The organism is Enterobacter sp. TMH.L2 (genome assembly GCF_050847315.1).
GTDB lineage: Bacteria > Pseudomonadota > Gammaproteobacteria > Enterobacterales > Enterobacteriaceae > Cedecea.
Window position 1 is genome coordinate 221,648 of the sequence record NZ_CP193791.1, and the last position, 23,330, is coordinate 244,977.

At 54.2% G+C, this 23,330-nt stretch carries 26 protein-coding genes; 17 read left to right on the forward strand and 9 right to left on the reverse strand.

The annotated features are described in order from the left end of the window. Window positions 1–11: 11 nt before the first annotated feature. Window positions 12–629 (reverse strand): glutathione S-transferase family protein, encoded by a 618-nt coding sequence (locus tag ACREYP_RS01010; RefSeq protein WP_336819083.1) that lies wholly within the window; start codon window positions 627–629, stop codon window positions 12–14. Between the two features lie 181 nt (window positions 630–810). Beyond that, entirely contained in the window at window positions 811–1,995 is a 1,185-nt protein-coding gene (gene tsgA / locus ACREYP_RS01015) for an MFS transporter TsgA (protein ID WP_008457065.1), read from the reverse strand. A gap of 280 nt (window positions 1,996–2,275) precedes the next feature. Here tsgA and ppiA point away from each other — a divergent pair, with 280 nt between their 5' ends. The 3 genes from ppiA (at window position 2,276) to argD (ending at window position 4,847) form a co-directional block, all read left to right on the forward strand. Further along, the gene (gene ppiA, locus ACREYP_RS01020; protein WP_008457067.1) at window positions 2,276–2,848 is read left to right on the forward strand and encodes a peptidylprolyl isomerase A; all 573 of its coding nucleotides are present in this window, start codon (window positions 2,276–2,278) and stop codon (window positions 2,846–2,848) included. Window positions 2,849–2,973: 125 nt separating this feature from the next. Further along, window positions 2,974–3,537 carry an aminodeoxychorismate synthase component 2 gene (pabA, locus tag ACREYP_RS01025; RefSeq protein WP_008457069.1) on the forward strand — a complete coding sequence of 188 codons (564 nt, stop codon included), beginning with the start codon at window positions 2,974–2,976 and terminating at the stop codon, window positions 3,535–3,537. A gap of 89 nt (window positions 3,538–3,626) precedes the next feature. Beyond that, complete coding sequence (gene argD, locus ACREYP_RS01030) at window positions 3,627–4,847, forward strand: bifunctional acetylornithine/succinyldiaminopimelate transaminase (protein WP_336819084.1); 1,221 nt, start codon at window positions 3,627–3,629, stop codon at window positions 4,845–4,847. 2 nt (window positions 4,848–4,849) lie between these two features. Here argD and ACREYP_RS01035 read toward each other — a convergent pair whose 3' ends face one another. Together ACREYP_RS01035 and crp are read right to left on the reverse strand one after the other, a co-directional pair. Further along, the gene (locus ACREYP_RS01035; RefSeq protein WP_008457073.1) at window positions 4,850–6,934 is read right to left on the reverse strand and encodes a YccS/YhfK family putative transporter; all 2,085 of its coding nucleotides are present in this window, start codon (window positions 6,932–6,934) and stop codon (window positions 4,850–4,852) included. A 62-nt stretch (window positions 6,935–6,996) separates the two neighbouring features. Beyond that, a complete protein-coding gene (gene crp, locus ACREYP_RS01040) occupies window positions 6,997–7,629 on the reverse strand; it encodes a cAMP-activated global transcriptional regulator CRP (RefSeq protein ID WP_003852956.1) in 633 nt (210 codons plus the stop codon). 312 nt (window positions 7,630–7,941) lie between these two features. Between crp and ACREYP_RS01045 the strand changes: the two genes are divergently transcribed. After that, window positions 7,942–8,346 carry an OsmC family protein gene (locus tag ACREYP_RS01045; RefSeq protein WP_336819085.1) on the forward strand — a complete coding sequence of 135 codons (405 nt, stop codon included), beginning with the start codon at window positions 7,942–7,944 and terminating at the stop codon, window positions 8,344–8,346. Between the two features lie 36 nt (window positions 8,347–8,382). Here ACREYP_RS01045 and ACREYP_RS01050 read toward each other — a convergent pair whose 3' ends face one another. The 3 genes from ACREYP_RS01050 to ACREYP_RS01060 all read right to left on the reverse strand — a co-directional run bounded on the left by ACREYP_RS01050 (window position 8,383) and on the right by ACREYP_RS01060 (window position 10,579). Then, a complete protein-coding gene (locus tag ACREYP_RS01050) occupies window positions 8,383–9,252 on the reverse strand; it encodes a phosphoribulokinase (protein ID WP_008457077.1) in 870 nt (289 codons plus the stop codon). 90 nt (window positions 9,253–9,342) lie between these two features. Further along, window positions 9,343–9,561, reverse strand: coding sequence for a YheU family protein (locus tag ACREYP_RS01055; protein WP_008457083.1), 219 nt, complete (start codon window positions 9,559–9,561; stop codon window positions 9,343–9,345). Between the two features lies 1 nt (window position 9,562). Further along, on the reverse strand, window positions 9,563–10,579 hold the full coding sequence (locus tag ACREYP_RS01060) for a hydrolase (RefSeq protein WP_008457087.1): 1,017 nt from the start codon (window positions 10,577–10,579) through the stop codon (window positions 9,563–9,565). Window positions 10,580–10,639: 60 nt separating this feature from the next. Here ACREYP_RS01060 and ACREYP_RS01065 point away from each other — a divergent pair, with 60 nt between their 5' ends. Then, entirely contained in the window at window positions 10,640–11,242 is a 603-nt protein-coding gene (locus tag ACREYP_RS01065) for a LysE family translocator (RefSeq protein ID WP_008457089.1), read from the forward strand. Window positions 11,243–11,283: 41 nt separating this feature from the next. Here ACREYP_RS01065 and ACREYP_RS01070 read toward each other — a convergent pair whose 3' ends face one another. Continuing rightward, window positions 11,284–13,188 (reverse strand): ABC transporter ATP-binding protein, encoded by a 1,905-nt coding sequence (locus ACREYP_RS01070; RefSeq protein WP_336819086.1) that lies wholly within the window; start codon window positions 13,186–13,188, stop codon window positions 11,284–11,286. A gap of 124 nt (window positions 13,189–13,312) precedes the next feature. Here ACREYP_RS01070 and kefG point away from each other — a divergent pair, with 124 nt between their 5' ends. From kefG to slyD, 4 genes are all read left to right on the forward strand, one after another. Beyond that, window positions 13,313–13,864 carry a glutathione-regulated potassium-efflux system ancillary protein KefG gene (kefG, locus tag ACREYP_RS01075; protein WP_008457093.1) on the forward strand — a complete coding sequence of 184 codons (552 nt, stop codon included), beginning with the start codon at window positions 13,313–13,315 and terminating at the stop codon, window positions 13,862–13,864. Further along, complete coding sequence (gene kefB, locus ACREYP_RS01080) at window positions 13,864–15,669, forward strand: glutathione-regulated potassium-efflux system protein KefB (protein ID WP_008457096.1); 1,806 nt, start codon at window positions 13,864–13,866, stop codon at window positions 15,667–15,669. Before kefG ends, kefB begins: the two co-directional genes overlap by 1 nt. A gap of 11 nt (window positions 15,670–15,680) precedes the next feature. Beyond that, on the forward strand, window positions 15,681–15,881 hold the full coding sequence (locus ACREYP_RS01085) for a YheV family putative zinc ribbon protein (protein WP_336819088.1): 201 nt from the start codon (window positions 15,681–15,683) through the stop codon (window positions 15,879–15,881). 98 nt (window positions 15,882–15,979) lie between these two features. Then, window positions 15,980–16,564, forward strand: coding sequence for a peptidylprolyl isomerase (gene slyD, locus ACREYP_RS01090; RefSeq protein ID WP_008457098.1), 585 nt, complete (start codon window positions 15,980–15,982; stop codon window positions 16,562–16,564). Window positions 16,565–16,615: 51 nt separating this feature from the next. Here the strand turns inward: slyD and ACREYP_RS01095 are convergent, their stop codons facing one another. Continuing rightward, the gene (locus ACREYP_RS01095) at window positions 16,616–16,834 is read right to left on the reverse strand and encodes a protein SlyX (RefSeq protein ID WP_008457099.1); all 219 of its coding nucleotides are present in this window, start codon (window positions 16,832–16,834) and stop codon (window positions 16,616–16,618) included. Between the two features lie 230 nt (window positions 16,835–17,064). Between ACREYP_RS01095 and fkpA the strand changes: the two genes are divergently transcribed. From fkpA to fusA, 8 genes are all read left to right on the forward strand, one after another. After that, window positions 17,065–17,892: an FKBP-type peptidyl-prolyl cis-trans isomerase gene (gene fkpA, locus ACREYP_RS01100; RefSeq protein WP_008457100.1), complete on the forward strand. Its 828-nt coding sequence runs from the start codon at window positions 17,065–17,067 to the stop codon at window positions 17,890–17,892. Window positions 17,893–18,231: 339 nt separating this feature from the next. Continuing rightward, window positions 18,232–18,960 carry a helix-turn-helix transcriptional regulator gene (locus ACREYP_RS01105; protein WP_008457101.1) on the forward strand — a complete coding sequence of 243 codons (729 nt, stop codon included), beginning with the start codon at window positions 18,232–18,234 and terminating at the stop codon, window positions 18,958–18,960. Then, the gene (tusD, locus tag ACREYP_RS01110; RefSeq protein WP_166994599.1) at window positions 18,960–19,346 is read left to right on the forward strand and encodes a sulfurtransferase complex subunit TusD; all 387 of its coding nucleotides are present in this window, start codon (window positions 18,960–18,962) and stop codon (window positions 19,344–19,346) included. Before ACREYP_RS01105 ends, tusD begins: the two co-directional genes overlap by 1 nt. Next, entirely contained in the window at window positions 19,346–19,705 is a 360-nt protein-coding gene (gene tusC, locus ACREYP_RS01115) for a sulfurtransferase complex subunit TusC (protein WP_166994597.1), read from the forward strand. Before tusD ends, tusC begins: the two co-directional genes overlap by 1 nt. A 7-nt stretch (window positions 19,706–19,712) precedes the next feature. Further along, window positions 19,713–20,000 (forward strand): sulfurtransferase complex subunit TusB, encoded by a 288-nt coding sequence (gene tusB, locus ACREYP_RS01120; protein ID WP_336819089.1) that lies wholly within the window; start codon window positions 19,713–19,715, stop codon window positions 19,998–20,000. 124 nt (window positions 20,001–20,124) lie between these two features. Further along, window positions 20,125–20,499: a 30S ribosomal protein S12 gene (gene rpsL / locus ACREYP_RS01125; RefSeq protein WP_008457105.1), complete on the forward strand. Its 375-nt coding sequence runs from the start codon at window positions 20,125–20,127 to the stop codon at window positions 20,497–20,499. Window positions 20,500–20,594: 95 nt separating this feature from the next. Next, a complete protein-coding gene (gene rpsG, locus ACREYP_RS01130; RefSeq protein ID WP_008457106.1) occupies window positions 20,595–21,065 on the forward strand; it encodes a 30S ribosomal protein S7 in 471 nt (156 codons plus the stop codon). Between the two features lie 93 nt (window positions 21,066–21,158). Further along, on the forward strand, window positions 21,159–23,273 hold the full coding sequence (gene fusA, locus ACREYP_RS01135) for an elongation factor G (protein ID WP_008457107.1): 2,115 nt from the start codon (window positions 21,159–21,161) through the stop codon (window positions 23,271–23,273). The last annotated feature ends 57 nt before the right edge of the window (window positions 23,274–23,330 follow it).

Consider the following 23,330-nt stretch of genomic DNA (forward strand, 5'->3'; position numbering starts at 1 on the left):
GAAGATCGAGATCAGGCGACGGCGTTCAGACCGGCGGCCGTTTTCACGAAAGGCACAAATCCCGGCAGTGCTTCGATACGGCGCAGGAAGGCGTTAACGGCCGGGTAATCAGAAAGATCAACATTCCCTTCAGGTGCGCTGGAGGTGTAGCTGTAAATGGCAACGTCGGCGATGGTCGGGTGGTCGCCGACCAGCCATTCACGGCCGGCAAGATGTTGCTCAAGTCGCCCCAGGACCACGTGTGCCCGGGCAATCACCTCATCGGGATTAAATTTTGCGCCGAAAACCGTCACCAGGCGCGCAGCTGCCGGACCAAAAGCGAGGTCTCCCGCCGCGACGGAAAGCCAGCGTTGAACGGCTGCCGCACCCTGCGGGTCTTCCGGTAACCATGCACTTTGGCCGCTTTTTTTCGCCAGGTAGACAAGAATGGCATTGGAGTCAGGGATCAGCGTGCCTTCGTCATCCAGCAGTGGCACCTGTCCAAACGGGTTAAGCGCCAGGTATTCCGGCTGTTTGTTGGCGCCCGTTTTCAGATCCAGTTCAACAACTTCATGGGGGAGACCGAGCAGGGAAATGAATAAGCGTGCGCGGTGGGCATGGCCTGAGAGAGGGAAGCTATAGAGTTTCATGCTTAGAGTCCTGATTGGCTGAGCGGGAAGATCCCCGAACGATGCAAACAGGTTGCCACAGGCAATAATGGGCAGGAATAAGCCTTATCGGTAATTCATTATTGCGAAAAACGTAATAATAGCGGGAGGGAGAGTGAAAGAACCCTCTCCCCGTTAAAGGAGAGGGTGAGTCGCAGGACTATCAGTGTGCCGCAGCCTCTGCGCCATGGCGGCGGTGCCTGGTGACGAACCCAAGCAGCAGGCACATGACGAAGACGACAGCGTACAGGCCATTGGCGGTGTGCAGAGCAGCCAGAGGGCCACTGTGCGCCACGATTGGACCAGTGACGATGAAGGTCAGCATGGTGCCCACGGTGCCGCAGGTCAGGACAAAGTTAACCAGTTTCGGGGAAGAGACTTTGGTCTGCTGTGAACCCAGGGTGATGATCGTGGTGTAAATGGCGCTGGAGAAGAAACCAAGCGACAGAATAAACCAGGCCAGATGAGCCGGATCACCGTGGTTGAACAGGTACATCAGCACGGTGGCTGCCCCGGCGAGCACGGTCAGAATGCGCTGCAGGTCGAAGAAACGCAGGATGAAGCTGAACGCCCACATGCCGAACATGTAAGACATCCAGAAGTCACTCACCAGCTTACCGGCATCGTTGATGCTCATGCCCAGGCCTTTGGCATATTCCGGAACCCAGGAAATAAAGCCCAGCTGGCCGAGGATGTAGCACAGCGCCGCGATGGACAGGAACAGCACGCCGATGCCCCATTTTTCTTTGGTGACAGGCTGGTCGTCTTTCTTCGCATGTTTGCCCAGCGCCGGGAATTCACAGCCCAGGGTCAGCAGGAAGATAGCGACATAGACCAGGCCGATACATACGTAGACCCAGTACCAGTTGATGCTGCGAGCCAGCAGAATAGCGGCGACCATCGGGAAAATCATCCCGGCCATGCTGAAGAAGGAGTCGGTAAACAGCAGGCGGGAACCGCGCTGACGCCCTTCATACATATGGGTGATCAGGAAGGTACCAATCGACATGGTTATCCCGCTCACAAGGCCCAGTACGAACATGGATGCGGAGAAGATAGCCAGGTTATGACCGAAGATCAGGCCAGCGACGGCCAGCACCATCAGCAGGAAACCAAAGCGCAGCTGGGTTTTCAGCGGCACGATTTCCATCAGCCAGGCGTTCAGGAAGATAGAGATTAAAATACCGGCATTAAGGAACGTAAAAGTATTACTCATGCTGGACACCGGCAGATTAAAGTACTCTGCGATGTTTCCCATCACCATCCCGGTGACGATCACCAACGCGCCAGTCAGGGCGTAGGAGAAGAAGCTAATCCATAAGAGCTTGGTTCGGTTGCTGTTAGTCATAACGAGCCTGTGCAAGGAAATGTAAAGCGCATTGACAGCGCGGCGGACGGGCAGATTTTAGTCATTTGCGTGATCTATTTAAATGAATTATGAATTTATTGCTGAAATAAACTGACTGAATCATGAGGTGTGTCACATATTTCAATCTATTTCAGCGTGTTGGCGCGGCAACTCGTTGATTTGCGTGTAAGTAAAAAACCGTAAATGGCTGGCGTCGGCTGCGGTGCCTCTTTACAATCAAGCCACTTGCTTCACTCACTGCCTTCGTAAGGAATTGTTCATGCTCAAATCGACACTGGCGGCTGTTGCAGCTGTATTCGCCCTCTCTGCGCTTTCACCTGCGGCGCTGGCTGCAAAAGGCGATCCGCACGTCCTGTTGACCACCTCGGCTGGCAATATTGAGCTTGAGTTAAATAGCCAAAAAGCGCCGGTTTCGGTCAAAAACTTCGTGGATTACGTCAACAGCGGTTTTTATAACAACACGACCTTCCACCGCGTAATCCCGGGCTTTATGATTCAGGGCGGCGGTTTCACCGAAGATATGAATCAGAAGCAGCCTAACCCGCCTATCAAAAACGAAGCGGACAATGGCCTGCGCAATACCCGCGGCACCATTTCTATGGCGCGCACCGCAGACAAAGACAGCGCCACCAGCCAGTTCTTTATCAATGTGGCCGATAATGCCTTCCTGGATCACGGCCAGCGTGACTTTGGCTACGCCGTATTTGGTAAAGTGGTCAAAGGTCTGGACGTTGCCGATAAAATTTCCCAGGCGCCAAGCCATGACGTCGGCCCGTACCAGAATGTGCCGACTAAACCTATCGTGATTCTTTCCGCGAAGGTCCTGCCTTAAGTATTTCTGCGCGGGCCTCAATCGCCCGCGCTACGCCTTCCCTGAAGCAGAGAATTTCAATAAGTGGTGAGCCTGGCGTTGGAAAGCGACTAGAATAGCGCGTTCTTTTTTGCCCTGGAGCTGCCATGTTACTGCTTATCGACAACTATGATTCCTTCACCTGGAACCTCTACCAGTATTTTTGCGAACTGGGTGAGGAGGTGTTGGTTAAGCGTAACGATGAAATTGGGCTGGACGATATTGAGCGCCTGACCCCTGACAAGTTGGTGATCTCTCCAGGCCCTTGTACCCCGACCGAGGCAGGTATTTCACTTGCCGCCATTAATCACTTTGCCGGGCAGCTACCGATTCTTGGCGTTTGTCTCGGACATCAGGCTATTGCGCAGGTGTTTGGGGCGGCTATCGTGCGGGCCGAACAGGTGATGCATGGCAAAACCTCCGCCATCAGCCATAACGGCAGCGGCGTATTCCGTGGGCTGAATAATCCGCTGACCGTGACGCGCTATCATTCGCTGCTCATTGATCCCGATACTCTGCCTGACTGTTTTGAGGTCACGGCCTGGACGGACAAACAGGAAATCATGGGCATCCGTCACCGCTCGCTGGATCTTGAGGGCGTGCAGTTCCACCCGGAAAGTATTCTCAGCGAGCAGGGGCATGCGCTGCTGGCGAATTTCCTCCAGAGATGAATTGTCACTTGCCTGTTTTTGGTTTTTTATGCATATTTCGTGATTATATTTTCATTGGTGTCTAACGCATAAAAACGGGTGGGGAATAAATGACAACTGAACAATCAGCGGTTACGCGGGCAACCTTCGATGAAGTGATTCTGCCGATTTATGCACCAGCAGAATTTATTCCAGTGAAAGGGAAAGGCAGCCGCGTGTGGGACACCGCCGGGAAGGAGTACGTGGATTTTGCCGGAGGCATCGCCGTGACCGCACTGGGGCATTGTCACCCTGCGCTGGTGGAGGCGCTGAAAACCCAGGGTGAAACCCTGTGGCACACCAGCAACGTTTTTACTAATGAGCCCGCCCTGAAACTTGCCCGTAAGCTGATTGATGCCACCTTTGCCGAGCGCGTCGTCTTCATGAACTCCGGTACGGAAGCGAACGAGACGGCTTTCAAGCTGGCTCGCTATTATGCTTCGACCCGCCATAGCCCGTACAAAAGCAAAATCATCGCCTTCTACAATGCGTTTCACGGGCGTTCGCTGTTCACCGTTTCCGTGGGGGGACAGGCTAAATACTCCGACGGCTTCGGCCCGAAACCTGCCGATATTATTCATGTGCCGTATAACGACCTCGCGGCGGTGAAAGCGGTGATGGACGATCATACCTGCGCGGTGGTGGTGGAGCCGATTCAGGGCGAGGGTGGCGTGACCGCCGCGACGCCGGAATTCCTGCAGGGGCTGCGCGATTTGTGTGATGAGCACCAGGCGCTGCTGGTCTTTGATGAAGTGCAGTCCGGCATGGGCCGCACGGGCGAGCTTTTCGCTTACATCAACTACGGCGTCACGCCAGATATTCTGACCAGCGCCAAAGCGCTTGGCGGTGGTTTCCCGGTAAGTGCTATGCTGACCACCCATGAAATTGCCTCCGCGTTCCACGTCGGCAGCCACGGTTCTACCTACGGCGGCAACCCATTGGCCTGTGCGGTGGCCGGGGCGGCTTTCGATATCATCAACACGCCGGAAGTCCTCAAAGGTGTGGCGGACAAACGTCAGCTTTTCGTTGAACAACTGCAAAAGATAAACGCACAGTTCGATCTGTTCAGCGACATTCGCGGCATGGGGCTGTTGATTGGTGCAGAGCTTAACGAGAAGTACAAAGGGCGCGCCCGCGAGTTTCTCTACGCTGGCGCGGCAGAAGGTGTGATGGTATTGAACGCCGGGCCGGACGTTATGCGCTTCGCGCCTTCGCTTATTGTCGAGGACGCGGATATCCTGGAAGGGATACAGCGCTTCGCCAAAGCGGTTGCCAGCGTGGTAGCCAGCTAAGGCTAACCCGAGCGTCGCAGACGGCGGTTGAGCCAGATCCCATGATGAGGCCGCTGGCGCCAGGCGACCGAGGAGATGGTATGCATGGTGTTCAGGTGGCCAATAATCCGCTGTAAATGCTGCTCCATGGTGCTTAACGGCCCCGTGGGCAGCGTGTCCGATTCCAGGATATTCGTGTCGTTCGACCCGCCAGGCCCGTCATACTCCAGCCTTTGCTGGCACCGCTGTAACCCAATCTCACAAGACTGTAGATATTTCTGCGCCAGGTCCGGCGTCAGCATGTTGTGTTCGCGCGCCAGCGTGGTCATGGCGTTGATATGCTCGACGATGAACTGGCTGTGCGTCACCCAAAGTTTCATGTCTGCCAGGTAGTGGGAGTTAAATCCTGGCTCCTGCATCGCCTGATTGAGCGAGTTGAACAGCGCATTGTGCGCCTGGTTGACCCGCATACGCTGCCAGGCCAGCGGCGTGGGCTCTGGATCGTTGCTCAATATCAGCCGAATAGCGTCCTGGTCCGCCTCCAGCGCGTCGTGGGCGTTCTGACGCAGCAGGCCGGTTTGCCACTGTGGCCACAGCCAGATCATGCCGCCAAAGGCGATCAGGCAGCCGAGCAGAGTGTCTATCAGCCTGGGAATAATGTAACTCTCGGCGCTGAGGGTGATGAGCTGCAGGGTATATACCGCCGTGACGGTGAAGCCAATGGTGGCCCAACCGTAGCTTTTGCGGATAAACAGGTAACTCACCAGCGTAATCATTAACATCGCCAGCAGGGTGTAGCTGTCCGGGACGTGGAAGTGCAGGGTGATACCCGCGATACACAGCCCTGCCATGGTACCTGCCGCCCTGTGAACAATGCGCACCCGCGTTGCACCGTAGCCGTTTTGCGTCACGAACATCACCGTCATTAGGATCCAATACGGCTTTGGCAGGTGTAAGAAGGAGCCCAGCAGGCTGGCAATGGTCAGCATCACACCTAAGCGCGCGGAGCTGCGCAAAGCGGAGGATTTAAACGAGAGATAGCTTTTCAGGGCCGGGAAAAACGGTAAACGGCGTTCCCTGTCCTCCATTAAATCCCTCACGTACAGCGGCCGCTGGGTTTTCAGTACCCGGGCAATGCGGCTGAAGTGGTAATGGCAGAACTGCCCCACTGGATTGTCCGGATTCTGGCGGGCGATTTTTTCCAGGGCGTCGATCTGCTTATCCATGGTAAAGCGCGTTGGATAGCGGTGGTAAAGAATATCGTCTGCCAGCACGCGCAGGCGCGCGGCGATGGTTTGAGCATTCCAGCGGATCACGGCTTCCGCATGGCTTTGCTCGACCAGTTTTTGCACCTCTTCAGGCTGATGCAGGCTAACCGAAATGTGTTCCTGCAGATCCAGCGCAACCTGGAAAGCGCGTAACAGACGCTTGTAGCCGTTTTGCTGGTTGGCCGATAGCATATGCAGCTGCTGGTAGCAGGTAGTGATCAGGTCGACGGCTTTTTGCTGGCGGGCCAGCAGCGGCGGCAGCGCTTTTTCCGGGTCGGTATGCTGGGTCAGCAGGCTGTACTTTGCTTCGCAGTAATCTGCCAACTGGCGGTACAGCAGGCTGAGCGACTCCCTGAGCGGTTGTTCACGCCATAGCCGGAACCAGAACCAGTTGAAGGCGCCGTACCAGATGGTGCCGAAGATATAGAGCACCATGGGCTTCCAGATCGGCATATTCCCGGCCATGCTGAGCGTAAAAATAGCGGCGATCAGCGATGCGGGCAGCAGGCGGGCGTGAAGTGAGCTGATTTCTGCCGTCACACCGAGCAGCAGAGCCATGACGATCAATATCGCCGGCAGCGGGATGTGGGTGTAAAGCAGCAGAAGCTGCAGGATAAGGCTGCTGAGAGCGAACAGACTGCCGCCGATGATCAATCGTTTGAAGAAGCGCTTGTGCGGCGTGTCCAGCCCGGCAATGTTGCAGCAGGCGGGAACTAACGAGAAGAGAAGGCCGTTTTGCAGGCTGCCAAGCAGCAGGCCGACAGCCACGGGAAGACACAGCACCAGCGTTTGCCGCAGCGCGTAGTTAACTTCTGGGTGGTAAATTAATCTCTTCCACATAGCCTGAATTGTAGAGACAAAAAAGGCGTGTTACCGAAGCGACACGCCTTTATAAGGGCTAATTAACGGGTGCCGTAAACGACAATCGTTTTACCGTGGGCGGAAATGAGGTTCTGATCTTCCAGCATTTTCAGAATACGGCCAACGGTTTCGCGGGAGCAGCCCACGATCTGACCGATTTCCTGGCGGGTGATTTTGATTTGCATCCCGTCCGGGTGGGTCATGGCATCCGGCTGTTTAGCCAGGTTCAGCAGCGTCTGAGCAATGCGGCCGGTCACGTCGAGGAAGGCGAGGTTGCCAACTTTCTCAGAAGTTACCTGCAGGCGGCGCGCCATCTGGGAAGAAAGACGCATCAGGATGTCCGGGTTGACCTGAATCAGCTGACGGAATTTTTTATAGGAAATTTCAGCTACTTCACAGGCTGACTTGGCGCGAACCCAGGCGCTACGCTCCTGGCCTTCTTCGAACAAACCTAATTCACCAATGAAATCACCCTGATTCAGATAAGAAAGGATCATCTCCTTGCCTTCTTCATCTTTAATCAGAACAGCTACGGAGCCTTTGACGATGTAGTACAGCGTCTCCGCCTTTTCACCCTGGTGAATCAGCGTGCTCTTCGACGGATACTTATGAATGTGGCAATGAGACAAGAACCATTCGAGAGTCGGGTCTGTTTGCGGTTTGCCAAGCACCATGCGCGGTTATCCTCTGTTATAAACTGGCTACCAAAGACAAGACGCGGAACCTCTTGTCTGGCGTTGCAATCGTGAAATTTTCCCAAGCCCTGGGAGCTGGCGGGCAGGTTAACCCTGCGGCCTGTAATTAGTCGTTTCCTCTGCTTACGGCATAAACGTCTCTGTATCGCAGCAGCATCCGGATTGTTTTAGCATAGCTTTTGGTTAGTGTCTTGTATTGTCTCGTTTCAGCATGACCTGGATCGCCTTACGTTGCCAGTTTTCACGTAGACGCGTAATCTGAAAGAAATTTTTATTACGGGAGTAGGTAAAATGCAGGCACGTGTTAAATGGGTGGAAGGCATGACCTTCCTCGGCGAATCCGCTTCTGGCCACCAAATTCTGATGGACGGGGACTCCGGGGATAAAGCGCCAAGCCCGATGGAAATGCTGCTGATGGCCGCGGGCGGTTGTAGCTCAATTGACGTGGTGTCGATTCTGCAAAAAGGCCGCCATGATGTGACGGATTGTGAGGTGAAACTGACTTCCGAACGTCGTGAAGAAGCACCTCGTCTGTTCACCCGCATTCATTTGCATTTTGTTGTGACCGGGAAAGAGCTGAAAGAAAGTGCGGTTGCCCGCGCCGTTGAGCTGACCGCAGAGAAATATTGCTCGGTGACGTTGATGCTGGAGAAAGCCGCAGAGATTAGCCACAGCTACGAAATTATTGAAACCTAAGTAGAAAAGGGCGGTATACAGACCGCCCTTACGCCATCAGGCAATTTTCCTGCCTTCTGCCAGCCGCTGCACCAGCGGGGCCATGATCAGCTCCATCGCCAGCCCCATTTTCCCGCCCGGTACCACCAATGTATTGATGTGGGAGATAAACGACCCCTGCAACATTGCCAGCAGATAAGGGAAGTCGATGTCGTCCAGCCCACGGAAGTGAATGACCACGAAGCTTTCGTCCAGCGACGGAATGGCTCGCGCGGCAAACGGGTTAGAGGTGTCTACCGTCGGAACGCGCTGGAAGTTGATATGGGTACGTGAGAACTGCGGCGTAATGAAGTTGATGTAATCGTCCATGGAGCGCACTACGGAATCCATCACCGCTTCCCGTGAATGGCCGCGTTCGCTGGTATCGCGCACCAGTTTCTGAATCCATTCCAGGTTAACGATGGGCACCACGCCTACCAGTAAATCGACGCAGTCGGCGACGTTATGTTGAGGGGTGACTACACCGCCGTGCAGGCCTTCGTAAAACAGGACGTCAGTGGGCTCCGGGAGCGGCTGCCAGGGCGTAAAAGTACCCGGCACCTGGTTCCACGGCACCGCTTCATCGTAGGTATGCAGGTATTTACGCGCTTGCCCTTTGCCGGTCTGGCCGTATTCGATAAAGGTTCGTTCCAGTAACCCGAAGTCGTTGGCGTCTGGCCCAAAGTAACTAATATGGCGGCCAGCATCGCGTGCTTTGCGGATAGCCATGTCCATTTCCGGGCGGGTATAGCGGTGGAAACTGTCGCCTTCAACTTCAGCGGCGCGCAGGTTGAGCTGCTGGAAAATCTTGCGGAAAGCGAGGCTGGTGGTCGTGGTGCCGGCGCCGCTGGAACCTGTGACCGCAATAACCGGGTGTTTGGCTGACATAGGGTGAAAACTCCGTGAGGGATCGGAAAAGAGATCTGTATCTGCTTGTTATACTTTTCAGCCAGTATAGATCACCCTGCCAGTCAGCGGTCAGCCGCGAAACTGCCCGCGCGGCATAATGTTCACCGTTTCATGGAGTTCAGACCAAACCAGCACGGCCTCGCCGCTTTGTAACTGGCGCTTCACGTCGGCGACTTTTTGCGTCAGCGAGCGCTCCTGCTCACCATAATCGGTGCCTTCCCGTAATACAAAAGATTCAATCAAATTGTCGAGCGTTTCAGGGTCGAGATCTTGCCAGGGAATGATCATTTCAGTGGTCCAGGAAGCGGGTTAGCCAGTCGGGAATGCGCTGCTCAAGCCACATCTGTGGGCGCAGCAGAGTCCCGCCGACAAAGCCAACGTGGCCGCCGTAAGTCGTGAGCTGGTAGTGGATATTGGGTGGCAGCGTTTCGCGATCCGGGATGACGTGGTGATCCATAAACGGGTCGTCTTTGGCGTGGATAATCAGCGTCGGAGCGGCAATTTCCGGCAAAAGCGGCATGGCGCTGCACTGGCGATAGTAGTCCAGCGCGTCGGCAAAGCCATGGATCTTCGAGGTAATTAAGTCATCGAACTCGCGAATGCGGCGCAGGCTTTTCAGCTTGCGGAGGTCGATAGGCAGCGAGCCAGGGTAGCTCTTCAGCTTACGGGCGGCATTTTTCTTCAGCAGATTCAGCAGGTAATGCTGATAGACGCGCGAGAAGCCCTGCTCCATGTGGTAGCAACACTGCTCAAGCATCAGCGGGGCGGAAACAATCACGCCGGCTTTCAGCGTGCAGGCAGCGCCCTGTTTTGCCATCAGGCAGGCGAGCATGTTCCCACCCAGCGAAAAACCAACTGCGGCGGTGGGGACTTCACCGTAGCGCTGGTTTAACCATTCGAGGAAGTAAGTACCGTCTTCGGTTTCGCCGGAGTGATAAATGCGTTCTTTACGGTTCGGCACGCCGCTGCAGCCGCGAAAATGCATCACCACGCCCAGCCAGCCGCGTTTTTTCGCCGCTTCTATCATGCCGTGAGCATACGGGCTGTGGAGGCTGCCTTCGAGTCCGTGAAACACGACCAGGCGAGGTTTGTGCATAGCGGTTTGCGGATCTTCGCTCCACGCAAGATCGACAAAATCCCCGTCCGGCATATCCAGCCGCTGCCAGTGGGGTTTGAAATTGATTCGACGACGAATCAAACGTGGGATCATGGTTTGCAGATGCGGGTTACTGAGTCCGCGCATCGGGCGGAAATCGTCACCTTCATCATGATGAATATTCAATTCTAAAGGACTTGTACTGGCCATATCACACTGTTAGTTTCGTTTAGTTCGCTAATTATTCTTCGGGTGTGGAGCACCCAATTCATGGACTTAACGCTTTTTCTTTCGATGCTGGGCTTTCTCTGGGTCGCCGCCATCACACCTGGCCCTAATAATACGCTACTTACCGCATCCGGGGCGAATTACGGTTTCTTCCGCAGCCTGCCGCTGATGATTGGCATCATGCTCGGAATGCAGTGCATTTTAGTGCTTGTTGCCTTCGGCGTAGGCAGCTTAATCCTGCTTTACCCCGCTCTGCACCTTATCCTGAAGATTGCCGGGAGCGTTTACCTTTTGTGGCTAGCCTGGAAAATTGGCACCGCGAAATACGAGCGCCTGGAAACGGATGCGGCCCCGCCGTCTCCGGTACCTTTCTGGCAAGGTGGCCTGCTGCAGGTGATTAACCCTAAAGCGTGGCTGATGGCGCTGGGCGCGGTAGCCAGTTTCAGCCTGGCGGGCGCAGCCTACCTGCATTCCGTGGCGATGATTAGCGTAGGGATTGCGCTGGTGAACATTGTGGCCGGGGTTATCTGGATAGCCTTTGGCAGCCTGATTGGCCTGTTCCTGCGCAGCCGTCGCTCCTGGGCTATTTTCAACGTCAGCATGGGCGTGTTAACCGCCGCCTGCGTGCTGCTTATCTGGCGTTGAGGGCAAACCCTCTCCTCGCGAGGAGAGGGAAACGTTCGCGTTTAGTCGGCCTGCAGCATCTGTTCAAGCTGTTCCTGAATATCCAGCCATTCCATCTCGCACTCTTCCAGCGCCGACTTCACTTTTACCTGCGTTTGCAGGCATTCGTTCATCTCGGCTTTACGGCTCTGGTCGTAGATAGCGCTGTCTGCCAGCTTGTCTTCTACTTCTGCAAGCTGAGCGTTCAGCTTTTCCATCTGCTTTTCAAGCTGGGTAATTTGCTTGCGCAGCGGCTGAGTTTGGGTGCGAAGTTCGGCTTCACGGCGCTTCTGGTCCTTGCGGGCCTGGGCGCTGTTGGCATTATCTTTCGCTGATTCCGCGGGCTGATTCTCCTGTTTTTGCAGGTCGCTCAGCCACTGTTGGTAATCCTCGAGGTCGCCATCGAAAGCTTCCACTTTGCCGTCGTGCACCAGGTAGAGATCGTCCGTGGTGGAGCGCAGCAGGTGGCGGTCGTGCGAAACCACAACCAGCGCGCCCTCAAAGTCGATTAGCGCTTCGGTCAGCGCCTGGCGCATGTCGAGATCGAGGTGGTTCGTCGGTTCATCGAGCAGCAGCAGGTTAGGGCGCTGCCAGACAATCAGCGCCAGCACCAACCGGGCTTTTTCACCGCCGGAGAAACGCGCCGTTTGTTCCGTGACTTTATCGCCCTGGAAACCAAAGCCGCCCAGATAGTCACGCAGTTGCTGTTCCAGCTCGCGTGGGGCAATACGAGCCAGATGCTGAAGCGGCGATTCATCGGCGCGCAGGTATTCCAACTGATGCTGGGCGAAGTAGCCGAGCTTGATGCCTTTGGCCAGGCCGATGTCACCCTGCAGCGGCTGTAATTCACCGGCCAGCAGTTTGATTAACGTGGATTTCCCCGCCCCGTTTCGGCCCAGCAGGCCAATACGCGAGCCAGGAACAAGGTTCAGCTTGATGGAGTTGAGGATCACTCGCTCGCCGTAGCCTGCGCTGACCTTTTCCATCCTCAGCAGCGGGTTGGGAAGGTTTTCTGGCGCACGGAAGCTGAAGTGAAACGGGTTATCGACGTGAGCCGGGGCAATCAGCTCCATGCGCTCCAACATTTTCACGCGGCTCTGCGCCTGCTTGGCTTTGGACGCTTTAGCTTTAAAGCGATCGATAAAGCTTTGCAGGTGGGCCACTTTTTGCTGCTGGCTTTCGTACATCGACTGCTGTTGAGACAGGCGAGTTGCGCGCTGGATCTCAAACGACGAATAGTTGCCGGTGTACTCGAACATATTTTCCTGTTCGATGTGGATAATTTTATCGACCACCGGATCGAGGAAGTCCCGGTCGTGAGAGATAAGAATCAGGGTACCCTGGTAGCTTTTCAGCCAGCGCTCCAGCCAGATGACCGCGTCCAGATCGAGGTGGTTAGTTGGCTCATCGAGCAGCAGCAGGTCGGAACGGCAAATCAGCGCCTGGGCAAGGTTAAGACGCATGCGCCAGCCGCCCGAGAAATCGCTTACCGGGCGTTCCAGCTGTTCATTGCTGAAGCCCAGACCGTGCAGCAGGCTGGAGGCGCGTGAGCGAATGGTCCACGCATCGACCGCGTCCAGCTTGCCGTGAACCAGCGCAATGGCGTGACCGTCGTTGCGTTCGTTGGCGACGTTTAGCTCGGCTTCCAGCTTGCGGAATTCACGGTCGCCGTCGATCACATACTCTATCGCCGGCATCGCAAGGGCGGGCGTTTCCTGATTCACCCAGGCAAGCTGCCAGTTGCCGGGAAAGCTTGCGCTCCCGCCATCGGCGCTTATCTCGTTTTTCAGCAACGCCAGCAGCGTGGATTTCCCGCAGCCGTTTTTACCCACCAGGCCGACTTTTTGCCCGGGGTTGATGGTGGCGGTGGCGTTATCCAGCAGAACGCGGGTGCCGCGACGAATTTGTAACGAGGAGAAAACAATCATAAAGCGCCGTATGTTCAGAGTATGTTAAATTGTCATTGTAATTCGTTAACATGTCGCCTGGGCAACAGGTCGGGCTGCATGGTAGCCCAAAATAATGACTATGACGACGCCCTGGAGGGTAATGATGTCGCAGCCGCCGAAAGTTTTGCTGCTGTATGCCCATCCGGAATCCCAGGACTCGGTGGCTAACCGGGTTTTGCTTCAGCCGGCTCTGCAGCTTGAAAATGTGACCGTGCACGATCTCTACGCGCACTATCCCGATTTCTTTATCGATATTTATCACGAACAGTCATTGTTGCTGGAGCACGATGTCATTGTTTTTCAACACCCTCTTTATACCTACAGCTGCCCTGCGTTGCTGAAAGAGTGGATGGATCGCGTCCTAAGCCGGGACTTTGCCAGCGGCATCGGAGGCAACGCGCTGGCGGGAAAGTACTGGCGCAGCGTGATCACCACCGGCGAGCCGGAAGGGGCCTATCGCTATGACGGCTATAACCGCTTCCCCTTAACCGAAATTTTACGACCTTTTGAGCTCACCGCGGCGATGTGCAAGATGCACTGGCTGATGCCGATTATCGTTTACTGGGCTCGCCGCCAGTCTAAGCCGGAGCTGCAAAGCCACGCGAAAGCTTATGGTGAGTGGCTGGCGAATCCGTTGCCGATGGGAGGCCGTTGATGGAAGGTTCTGATTTACTGTTGGCGGGGGTGTTGTTTCTCTTCGCGGCGGTTGTTGCTGTCCCGGTTGCCGCACGTTTAGGTATTGGCGCCGTGCTGGGTTATTTGCTGGCAGGTATCGCTATTGGTCCCTGGGGCTTAGGGTTTATCAGCGATGTTGATGAAATCCTGCATTTCTCCGAACTGGGCGTGGTGTTCCTGATGTTTATCATCGGGCTGGAGCTGAATCCGTCGAAGCTATGGCAACTGAGGCGCTCTATCTTTGGCGTTGGGGCGGCGCAGGTGATTCTCAGCGCGGTGGTGCTCGCGGGCCTGCTGATGCTGACGAATTTTTCCTGGCAGGCGGCAGTGGTGGGCGGCATCGGCCTTGCGATGTCTTCCACAGCGATGGCGCTGCAGCTGATGCGCGATAAAAGCATGAACCGCAGCGAATCCGGTCAGCTAGGCTTTTCGGTCCTTCTGTTCCAGGATCTGGCGGTGATCCCGGCGCTGGCGCTGGTGCCGCTGCTGGCCGGAAACGGCGACGATCATACCGACTGGATTAAAGTCGGCCTGAAGGCGTTGGCGTTTATCGGCATGCTATTGGGCGGGCGCTATTTGCTTCGCCCGGTTTTCCGCTTTATTGCCGGCTCCGGGGTGCGTGAAGTCTTTACCGCGGCTTCGTTGTTGCTGGTCCTTGGCTCGGCGCTGTTTATGGATGCGCTTGGGTTCTCTATGGCCTTGGGGACGTTTCTGGCTGGCGTGCTGCTGGCGGAAAGTGAATATCGCCACGAGCTTGAGATTGCTATCGATCCGTTCAAAGGCCTGCTGCTGGGGCTGTTCTTTATCTCTGTTGGCATGGCACTGAATCTGGGCGTTTTGTTCACCCATTTACTGTGGATTGCAGTGAGCGTGGTTGCGCTGGTGGCGGTGAAAGCCACCATTTTGTATGGCCTGTCGCGGGTGTATGGTTTGCGCAGCTCTGAGCGGCTGCAGTTTGCGGGCGTGCTAAGCCAGGGCGGCGAATTTGCCTTCGTGCTGTTTTCCGCGGCGGCCTCACAGAAGCTGTTCCAGGGCGATCAAATGCCGCTGCTGCTGGTCACGGTTACGCTGTCGATGATGACCACGCCGCTGCTGATGAAAGGTGTGGATGCGATTCTTGCCCGGCGGTTTAATCCGGGCGAGGAAACAGAGGAGACGCCTTACGTTGAGGACGATCATCCGCAGGTTATCATCGTCGGATTTGGGCGTTTTGGTCAGGTGATAGGCCGCCTATTGATGGCGAATAAGATGCGTATCACCGTTCTTGAACGGGATATCAGCGCCGTAAGCCTGATGAGAAAATACGGTTATAAGGTGTATTACGGCGATGCGACGGAAGTGGAACTGTTGCGTTCGGCGGGAGCGGAAGAGGCCAAATCCATTGTTATCACCTGCAATGAGCCGGAAGATACGATGCGGATAGTCCATCTCTGTCAACAACACTTTCCACATCTTGCCATACTGGCGCGTGCTCGCGGCCGCGTAGAGGCACATGAATTGTTGCAGGCCGGCGTTAAACTGTTCTCGCGTGAAACCTTTTCCAGCGCCCTTGAGCTTGGGCGTAAGGCCTTGCTCACGCTGGGTATGCATCCTCACCAGGCGCACCGGGCTCAATTACATTTCCGCCGACTGGATATGCGTATGCTGCGTGAACTGATGCCAATTCATACGGACAGTGCGCAGATTTCCAGGGTGCGGGAAGCCCGGCGTGAGCTGGAAGATATTTTTGAACGTGAAATGCAGCAAGAGCGTCGGCAGCTGGACGGCTGGGACGAATTTGAATAAGGGTGAAGCCAATGTCAGTGCGTAAGCGTTTTATTGCCGGGGCCGTTTGTCCCAAATGCCAGGCTAAGGATTCTCTCGCGCTGTGGCGCGAGAACAACATTGATATCGTTGAGTGCGTAAAGTGTGGCCATCAGATGCGAGAGGCCGACAAGCAGGTTCGCGAGCACGTTCGCGAGCAGGAGCAAGTGATAGGGATTTTTCATCCCGACTAGCGAGATGGAGCAGCTTTTTTTAAGCTAGAGGGTACAGCGGCGCAGATTTCCGCTACAATCGGCGCCAGTTTTTTCCCTACGCTCGTTCAGGAGATATCATGAAAGTAGCAAAAGACCTGGTGGTCAGCCTGGCCTATCAGGTACGTACAGAAGACGGTGTGTTGGTCGATGAGTCTCCGGTGAGCGCGCCGCTGGACTACCTGCACGGTCACGGCTCCCTGATTTCTGGCCTGGAAACGGCGCTGGATGGTCACGAAGTTGGCGACAAGTTTGACGTTGAAGTGGGCGCGAACGACGCTTACGGTCAGTACGACGAAAACCTGGTGCAGCGCGTACCGAAAGACGTCTTCATGGGCGTTGACGAGCTGCAGGTTGGTATGCGCTTTATGGCGGAAACCGATCAGGGTCCAGTGCCGGTCGAAATTACCGAAGTGGAAGACGAGCACGTTGTGGTTGACGGTAACCACATGCTGGCCGGCCAGAACCTGAAATTCAACGTGGAAGTTGTTGCTATCCGCGAAGCGACCGCTGAAGAGCTGGCCCATGGCCACGTTCACGGTGAGCACGACCATCATCACGACCACGATCACGAGGGTTGCTGCGGTGGTCACGGCCACGATCACGACCATGGTCACGAGCATGGTAAAGGTGGTTGCGGTAACGGCGGCTGTGGTTGCCACTGATCGCTGTGAATGAGAAAAGGCCGCATTAGCGGCCTTTTTTACGTCTGTTATTCAGTAATGCGGCGGCGGCGTCTCTTCGGACTCTGAAGCGATCATCGACGGCTGGCTGGCCTTGAGCTTTTCAACCAGCAGACGGAAATGCTCGCGAAGTTTGACCATCTCAAGCTCGTGCGCCGTCACGGTCTGGTTCAGCTCTTCAATCGTAATCTCCTGAAAGGCAAGACGACTCTCGAGATCTTCCAGCCGTTGTTCGGTGGATTTAGTGTGCATGGCGGTTCCTCTTTTGCCTGCGCGATGGACAATATGCGGTGATTTTACTGAAAATGACCCAGCTTTACAGCGCAGAAGCACGTTGAAGGAAACTTCTTTAAACAAAAAGAATCTCAATTTGACTCGATAACTCGCTGAGAGATTGTGTAGATTTCTTTCACGACGTTATAGTACGTCACTTAGCTTATTTGAAACCCTGGGGTGAGAGGCCCCGGCCCTTGGAGAAATGGATGAAATCATTATTTAAAGTAACGCTTCTGGCGACCACAATGGCCGTTGCCCTTAATGCCCCTGCTTTTGCGGCGCCTGCTGCAGCGAAAGATGCACCTGCGGCTCAGGCTGACAGCAAAGCGGCCTTTAAGAACGACGACCAGAAAGCTGCCTATGCATTAGGCGCATCGCTCGGGCGTTACATGGAAAACTCCCTGAAAGAGCAGGAGAAACTGGGGATCACCCTGGACAAGGCTCAGCTGATCGCGGGCGTACAGGATGCGTTTGCGGATAAGAGCAAACTGTCTGACCAGGAAATCGAACAGACTCTGCAGGCGTTCGAGACTCGCGTAAAAGCCTCCGCTCAGGAGAAAATGGAGAAAGACGCTAAAGAGAACGCGGACAAAGGCAAAGCCTTCCGTGATGCTTTCGCCAAAGAGAAAGGCGTTAAAACGTCTTCTACCGGCCTGATGTATAAAGTTGAGAAAGACGGTACCGGTGATGCGCCGAAGGATACCGATACCGTTGTGGTTAACTACAAAGGTACGCTGATCGACGGTAAAGAGTTTGATAACTCCTATACCCGCGGTGAGCCACTGTCCTTCCGCCTTGATGGCGTGATCCCAGGCTGGACCGAAGGCCTGAAAAACATCAAGAAAGGCGGCAAGATCAAGCTGGTTATTCCACCAGAGCTGGCTTATGGCAAAACCGGCGTGCCGGGGATCCCTGCCAACTCTACGCTGGTGTTTGAAGTTGAGCTGCTGGACATTAAACAAGCGCCAAAAGCTGACGCTAAGCCAGCCGCTGCTGCAGATGCTAAAGCCGCTGACGCAGCCAAAAGCAAGTAATTAGCAGGTTGTTTGAGCCGCCGCCCACCGGGCGGCGGTTTTGTTTTTGGCACCAGTCTTTATTCCCCCCACGCGTAATGAGGAGAATAAAGACTGGAAAGCACATCTTACGTTGTATTACCTTAGCGGGCAGCGTTTCAACCGAGTATGAGTCTGCCCTGACACCATCAAAGCGCGACAGGCTCTCTTTAGAGTAAATTGCTGGCAACGTCTTTTATTCATAACACGCTCAATTTGCAGCAATAAAAATAATGGACGAAGTCTGCTGATTTACCCCAAACGCCCGAGAACCCCGTTGTCCGGACGTTTGTCATCAATCTGAGAGGGTGGTATTTTTTCATGTCCAATTCGCTTTTAACCAACGAAACCAGTGAACTTGATTTGCTGGACCAGCGTCCTTTTGAACAAACCGACTTCGAAATATTAAAATCCTATGAAGCGGTCGTGGACGGGTTAGCGATGCTGATTGGCTCCCATTGCGAAATCGTTCTGCACTCCCTGCAGGACCTGAAATGTTCAGCTATTCGTATCGCTAATGGTGAGCATACCGGGCGAAAAATAGGCTCGCCAATTACCGATCTGGCCTTGCGCATGCTGCACGATATGACCGGGGCCGACAGCAGCGTCTCTAAATGCTACTTCACTCGTGCAAAAAGCGGTGTTCTGATGAAGTCGGTGACGATTGCGATTCGCAACCGCGACCAGCGTGTGATTGGTTTGCTTTGCATTAACATGAACCTCGACGTGCCGTTCTCCCAGATCATGTCGACCTTTATTCCACCGGAAACTCAGGATCAGGAAGTGCCGTCTTCGGTAAACTTTGCGTCCTCCGTGGAGGATCTGGTGATGCAAACGCTGGAATTCACGATTGAAGAAGTGAATGCCGACCGTAACGTCTCAAATAACGCCAAGAACCGCCAGATAGTGCTCAACCTCTATGAAAAAGGGATCTTCGACATCAAAGATGCCATCAACCAGGTTGCCGATCGGCTGAACATTTCCAAACACACCGTTTATCTCTACATTCGCCAGTTCAAAAACGGCGACTTCCTCGGTCAGGATAAGTAATGCGTTTTGCCTTGATGGTTACTGGTCCGGCTTATGGGACGCAGCAGGCAAGCAGTGCATTGCTGTTTGCCCGGGCGTTGCTGGCGGAAGGACACTCGCTGGAGAGCGTTTTTTTCTACCGTGAAGGGATTTATAACGCCAATCAGCTGACCGCCCCGGCAAGCGATGAAGTTGATCTTGTCCGTGAGTGGCAGAGCCTGAGCGCGCAGCACGGTGTGGCTCTGCATATTTGCGTGGCTGCGGCATTGCGTCGCGGTGTGACCGATGAAGAGCAGGCCAAATCTTTGGGGCTCAAGGTGAGTAATCTCCAGCCTGGCTTTACGCTTAGCGGCCTCGGGGCGCTGGCAGAATCCGCGCTTACCTGCGAAAGAATGGTGCAGTTCTAATGAAACGTGTCGCTTTTGTTTTTCGATCGGCGCCGCACGGCTGCACGGCTGGCCGGGAAGGGCTGGATGCATTATTGGCGACGTCGGCACTGTCAGAAGATATCGGCGTGTTCTTTGTTGGCGATGGCGTTCTACAGCTGCTGCCGGGGCAACAGCCTGCCAAAGTGCTGGGCAGGGATTACATCGCCACTTTCCGCATTTTGCCGCTGTACGATATTGAACAGTGTTTCCTTTGCGCTGCCTCAGTAAGGGAAAGAGGGCTTTCGGGGCAGGCATCCTGGGTTATCGATGCGGAAGCGCTTGAGCCTGATGCGCTTCGGGAAAAACTGAATCAGTACGATGTGGTACTTACCTTCTGAGGCTCCTATGCTGCATACCTTACGTCAGTCGCCCTTCCAGTGTGATATCACCGAGATTCTGCGTTATGCCCAGCCTGGTGACGATTTACTGCTTATTGAAGACGGCGTGATTGCCGCGCTGAATGGCAGCCGGGCGCTTGAATTACTGCTTTCCGCCCCCATTACTGTTAGCGCTCTGCAAGAAGATGTTGAGGCTCGTGGCCTCTCTGCTCAAATTTCGTCCAAAATTGAGCCTGTCGGCTATACTGACTTCGTCAGATTAACGATAAAACATAGCCAGCAGTTCGCCTGGTGAGGGCGGATCGCTGTATATTTCTTGACACCTTTTCGGCTCAGCCCTAAAATTCTGCGTCCTCATATTATATGAGGCCGTTTTATTACGTGTTTACGAAGCAAAAGCTAAAACCAGGAGCTATTTAATGGCAACAGTTAACCAGCTGGTTCGCAAACCACGCGTACGCAAAGTTGCAAAAAGCAACGTGCCTGCGCTGGAAGCTTGCCCGCAAAAACGTGGTGTATGTACCCGTGTATATACCACCACTCCTAAAAAACCAAACTCCGCACTGCGTAAAGTTTGCCGTGTGCGTTTGACTAACGGTTTTGAAGTCACCTCCTACATCGGCGGTGAAGGTCACAACCTGCAGGAACACTCCGTGATCCTGATCCGTGGTGGTCGTGTTAAAGACCTGCCAGGTGTTCGCTACCACACCGTTCGTGGTGCGCTTGACTGCTCCGGCGTTAAAGACCGTAAGCAATCTCGCTCCAAGTATGGCGTGAAGCGTCCTAAGGCTTAATGGTTCTCCGTTAAGTAAGGCCAAACGTTTTAAATTAATGTCAAAATAAACTCTTTGAGTTTTGGACAATCCTGAATTAACAACGGAGTATTCCTATGCCACGTCGTCGCGTGATTGGTCAGCGTAAAATTCTGCCGGATCCTAAGTTCGGATCAGAGCTGCTGGCTAAATTTGTAAATATCCTGATGGTAGATGGTAAAAAATCTACTGCAGAATCTATCGTTTATACCGCGCTGGAAACCCTGGCTCAGCGTTCTGGTAAAAACGAGCTGGAAGCTTTCGAAGTCGCTCTGGACAACGTCCGTCCGACCGTCGAAGTTAAGTCCCGCCGTGTAGGTGGTTCTACTTACCAGGTTCCAGTTGAAGTTCGTCCGGTTCGTCGTAATGCTCTGGCAATGCGTTGGATCGTTGAAGCTGCTCGTAAACGCGGTGATAAATCCATGGCTCTTCGCCTGGCGAATGAACTGTCTGATGCTGCAGAAAACAAAGGCACTGCAGTGAAGAAACGTGAAGACGTTCACCGTATGGCTGAAGCCAACAAGGCGTTCGCTCACTACCGTTGGTAATAAATCCTTCGTAGTGTTACCCAAGCGGGCGCTTCATGAAGCTGCCCGCTTTGGGTTACTTAACTTGAACGTCCCAGGATATAGAGGAATCAAATGGCTCGTACAACACCCATTGCACGCTACCGTAACATCGGTATCAGTGCACACATCGACGCCGGTAAAACCACGACTACCGAACGTATTCTGTTCTACACCGGTGTAAACCACAAAATCGGTGAAGTTCATGACGGCGCTGCAACCATGGACTGGATGGAGCAGGAGCAGGAGCGTGGTATCACCATTACCTCCGCTGCAACTACTGCATTCTGGTCTGGTATGGCTAAGCAGTATGAACCGCACCGCGTAAACATCATCGACACCCCAGGGCACGTTGACTTCACCATCGAAGTAGAACGTTCCATGCGTGTTCTTGACGGTGCAGTAATGGTTTACTGCGCAGTTGGTGGTGTTCAGCCACAGTCTGAAACCGTATGGCGTCAGGCTAACAAATACAAAGTTCCACGCATCGCGTTCGTTAACAAAATGGACCGTATGGGTGCAAACTTCCTGAAAGTTGTAGGCCAGATCAAATCCCGTCTGGGCGCGAACCCTGTTCCGCTTCAGCTGGCGATTGGTGCTGAAGAAGGTTTCACCGGCGTTATCGACCTGGTGAAAATGAAAGCCATCAACTGGAACGATGCAGATCAGGGCGTTACCTTCGAATACGAAGATATCCCAGCTGACATGCAGGACCTGGCTGACGAATGGCACCAGAACCTGATCGAGTCCGCTGCAGAAGCCTCTGAAGAGCTGATGGAAAAATACCTGGGCGGCGAAGAGCTGTCCGAGGAAGAAATCAAGAAAGCTCTGCGTCAGCGCGTTCTGAACAACGAAATCATCCTGGTTACCTGTGGTTCTGCATTTAAGAACAAAGGTGTTCAGGCGATGCTGGATGCGGTAATCGATTACCTGCCAGCACCAACCGACGTACCGGCAATCAACGGTATTCTGGATGACGGTAAAGACACGCCGGCTGAGCGTCACGCAACTGACGACGAGCCGTTTGCTGCTCTGGCATTCAAAATCGCCACTGACCCGTTCGTTGGTAACCTGACCTTCTTCCGCGTTTACTCCGGCGTTGTTAACTCCGGTGATACCGTGCTGAACTCCGTTAAAGCTGCTCGTGAGCGCTTTGGCCGTATCGTTCAGATGCACGCTAACAAACGTGAAGAGATCAAAGAAGTTCGCGCAGGCGACATCGCGGCTGCTATCGGTCTGAAAGACGTAACTACTGGTGACACCCTGTGTGATCCAGATTCGCCTATCATTCTGGAGCGTATGGAATTCCCAGAGCCGGTAATCTCCATCGCCGTTGAACCAAAAACCAAAGCTGACCAGGAAAAAATGGGTCTGGCTCTGGGCCGTCTGGCTAAAGAAGACCCATCATTCCGCGTATGGACTGATGAAGAATCTAACCAGACCATCATCGCCGGTATGGGTGAACTGCACCTCGACATCATCGTTGACCGTATGAAGCGTGAATTCAACGTTGAAGCGAACGTCGGTAAACCTCAGGTTGCTTACCGCGAAGCGATTCGCGCTAAAGTTACCGATATCGAAGGTAAACACGCCAAGCAGTCTGGTGGTCGTGGTCAGTACGGTCATGTTGTTATCGACATGTACCCACTGGAGCCGGGCTCTAACCCTAAAGGTTACGAGTTCATCAACGACATCAAAGGCGGCGTAATTCCTGGCGAATACGTCCCTGCCGTTGATAAAGGCATCCAGGAGCAGCTGAAATCTGGTCCACTGGCGGGTTATCCGGTTGTTGATCTCGGCGTGCGTCTGCACTTCGGTTCTTACCATGACGTTGACTCCTCCGAACTGGCGTTTAAACTGGCCGCTTCTATTGCCTTCAAAGATGGCTTTAAGAAAGCTAAACCAGTTCTGCTTGAGCCTATCATGAAGGTTGAAGTTGAAACTCCGGAAGAGAACACCGGTGACGTTATCGGTGACCTTAGCCGTCGTCGTGGTCAGCTGAAAGGCCAGGAATCTAACGCTACTGGCGTACAGATTCATGCTGAAGTTCCGTTGTCTGAAATGTTCGGGTACGCAACTCAGCTGCGTTCTCTGACCAAAGGTCGTGCATCTTACTCCATGGAATTCCTGAAGTATGATGACGCACCTAACAACGTTGCTCAGGCCGTAATCGAAGCTCGTGGCAAATAAGCCAACGCTTTTAACACAATGATCCCGTGCTCTCTCCACAAGGGGAGGGCACAATAG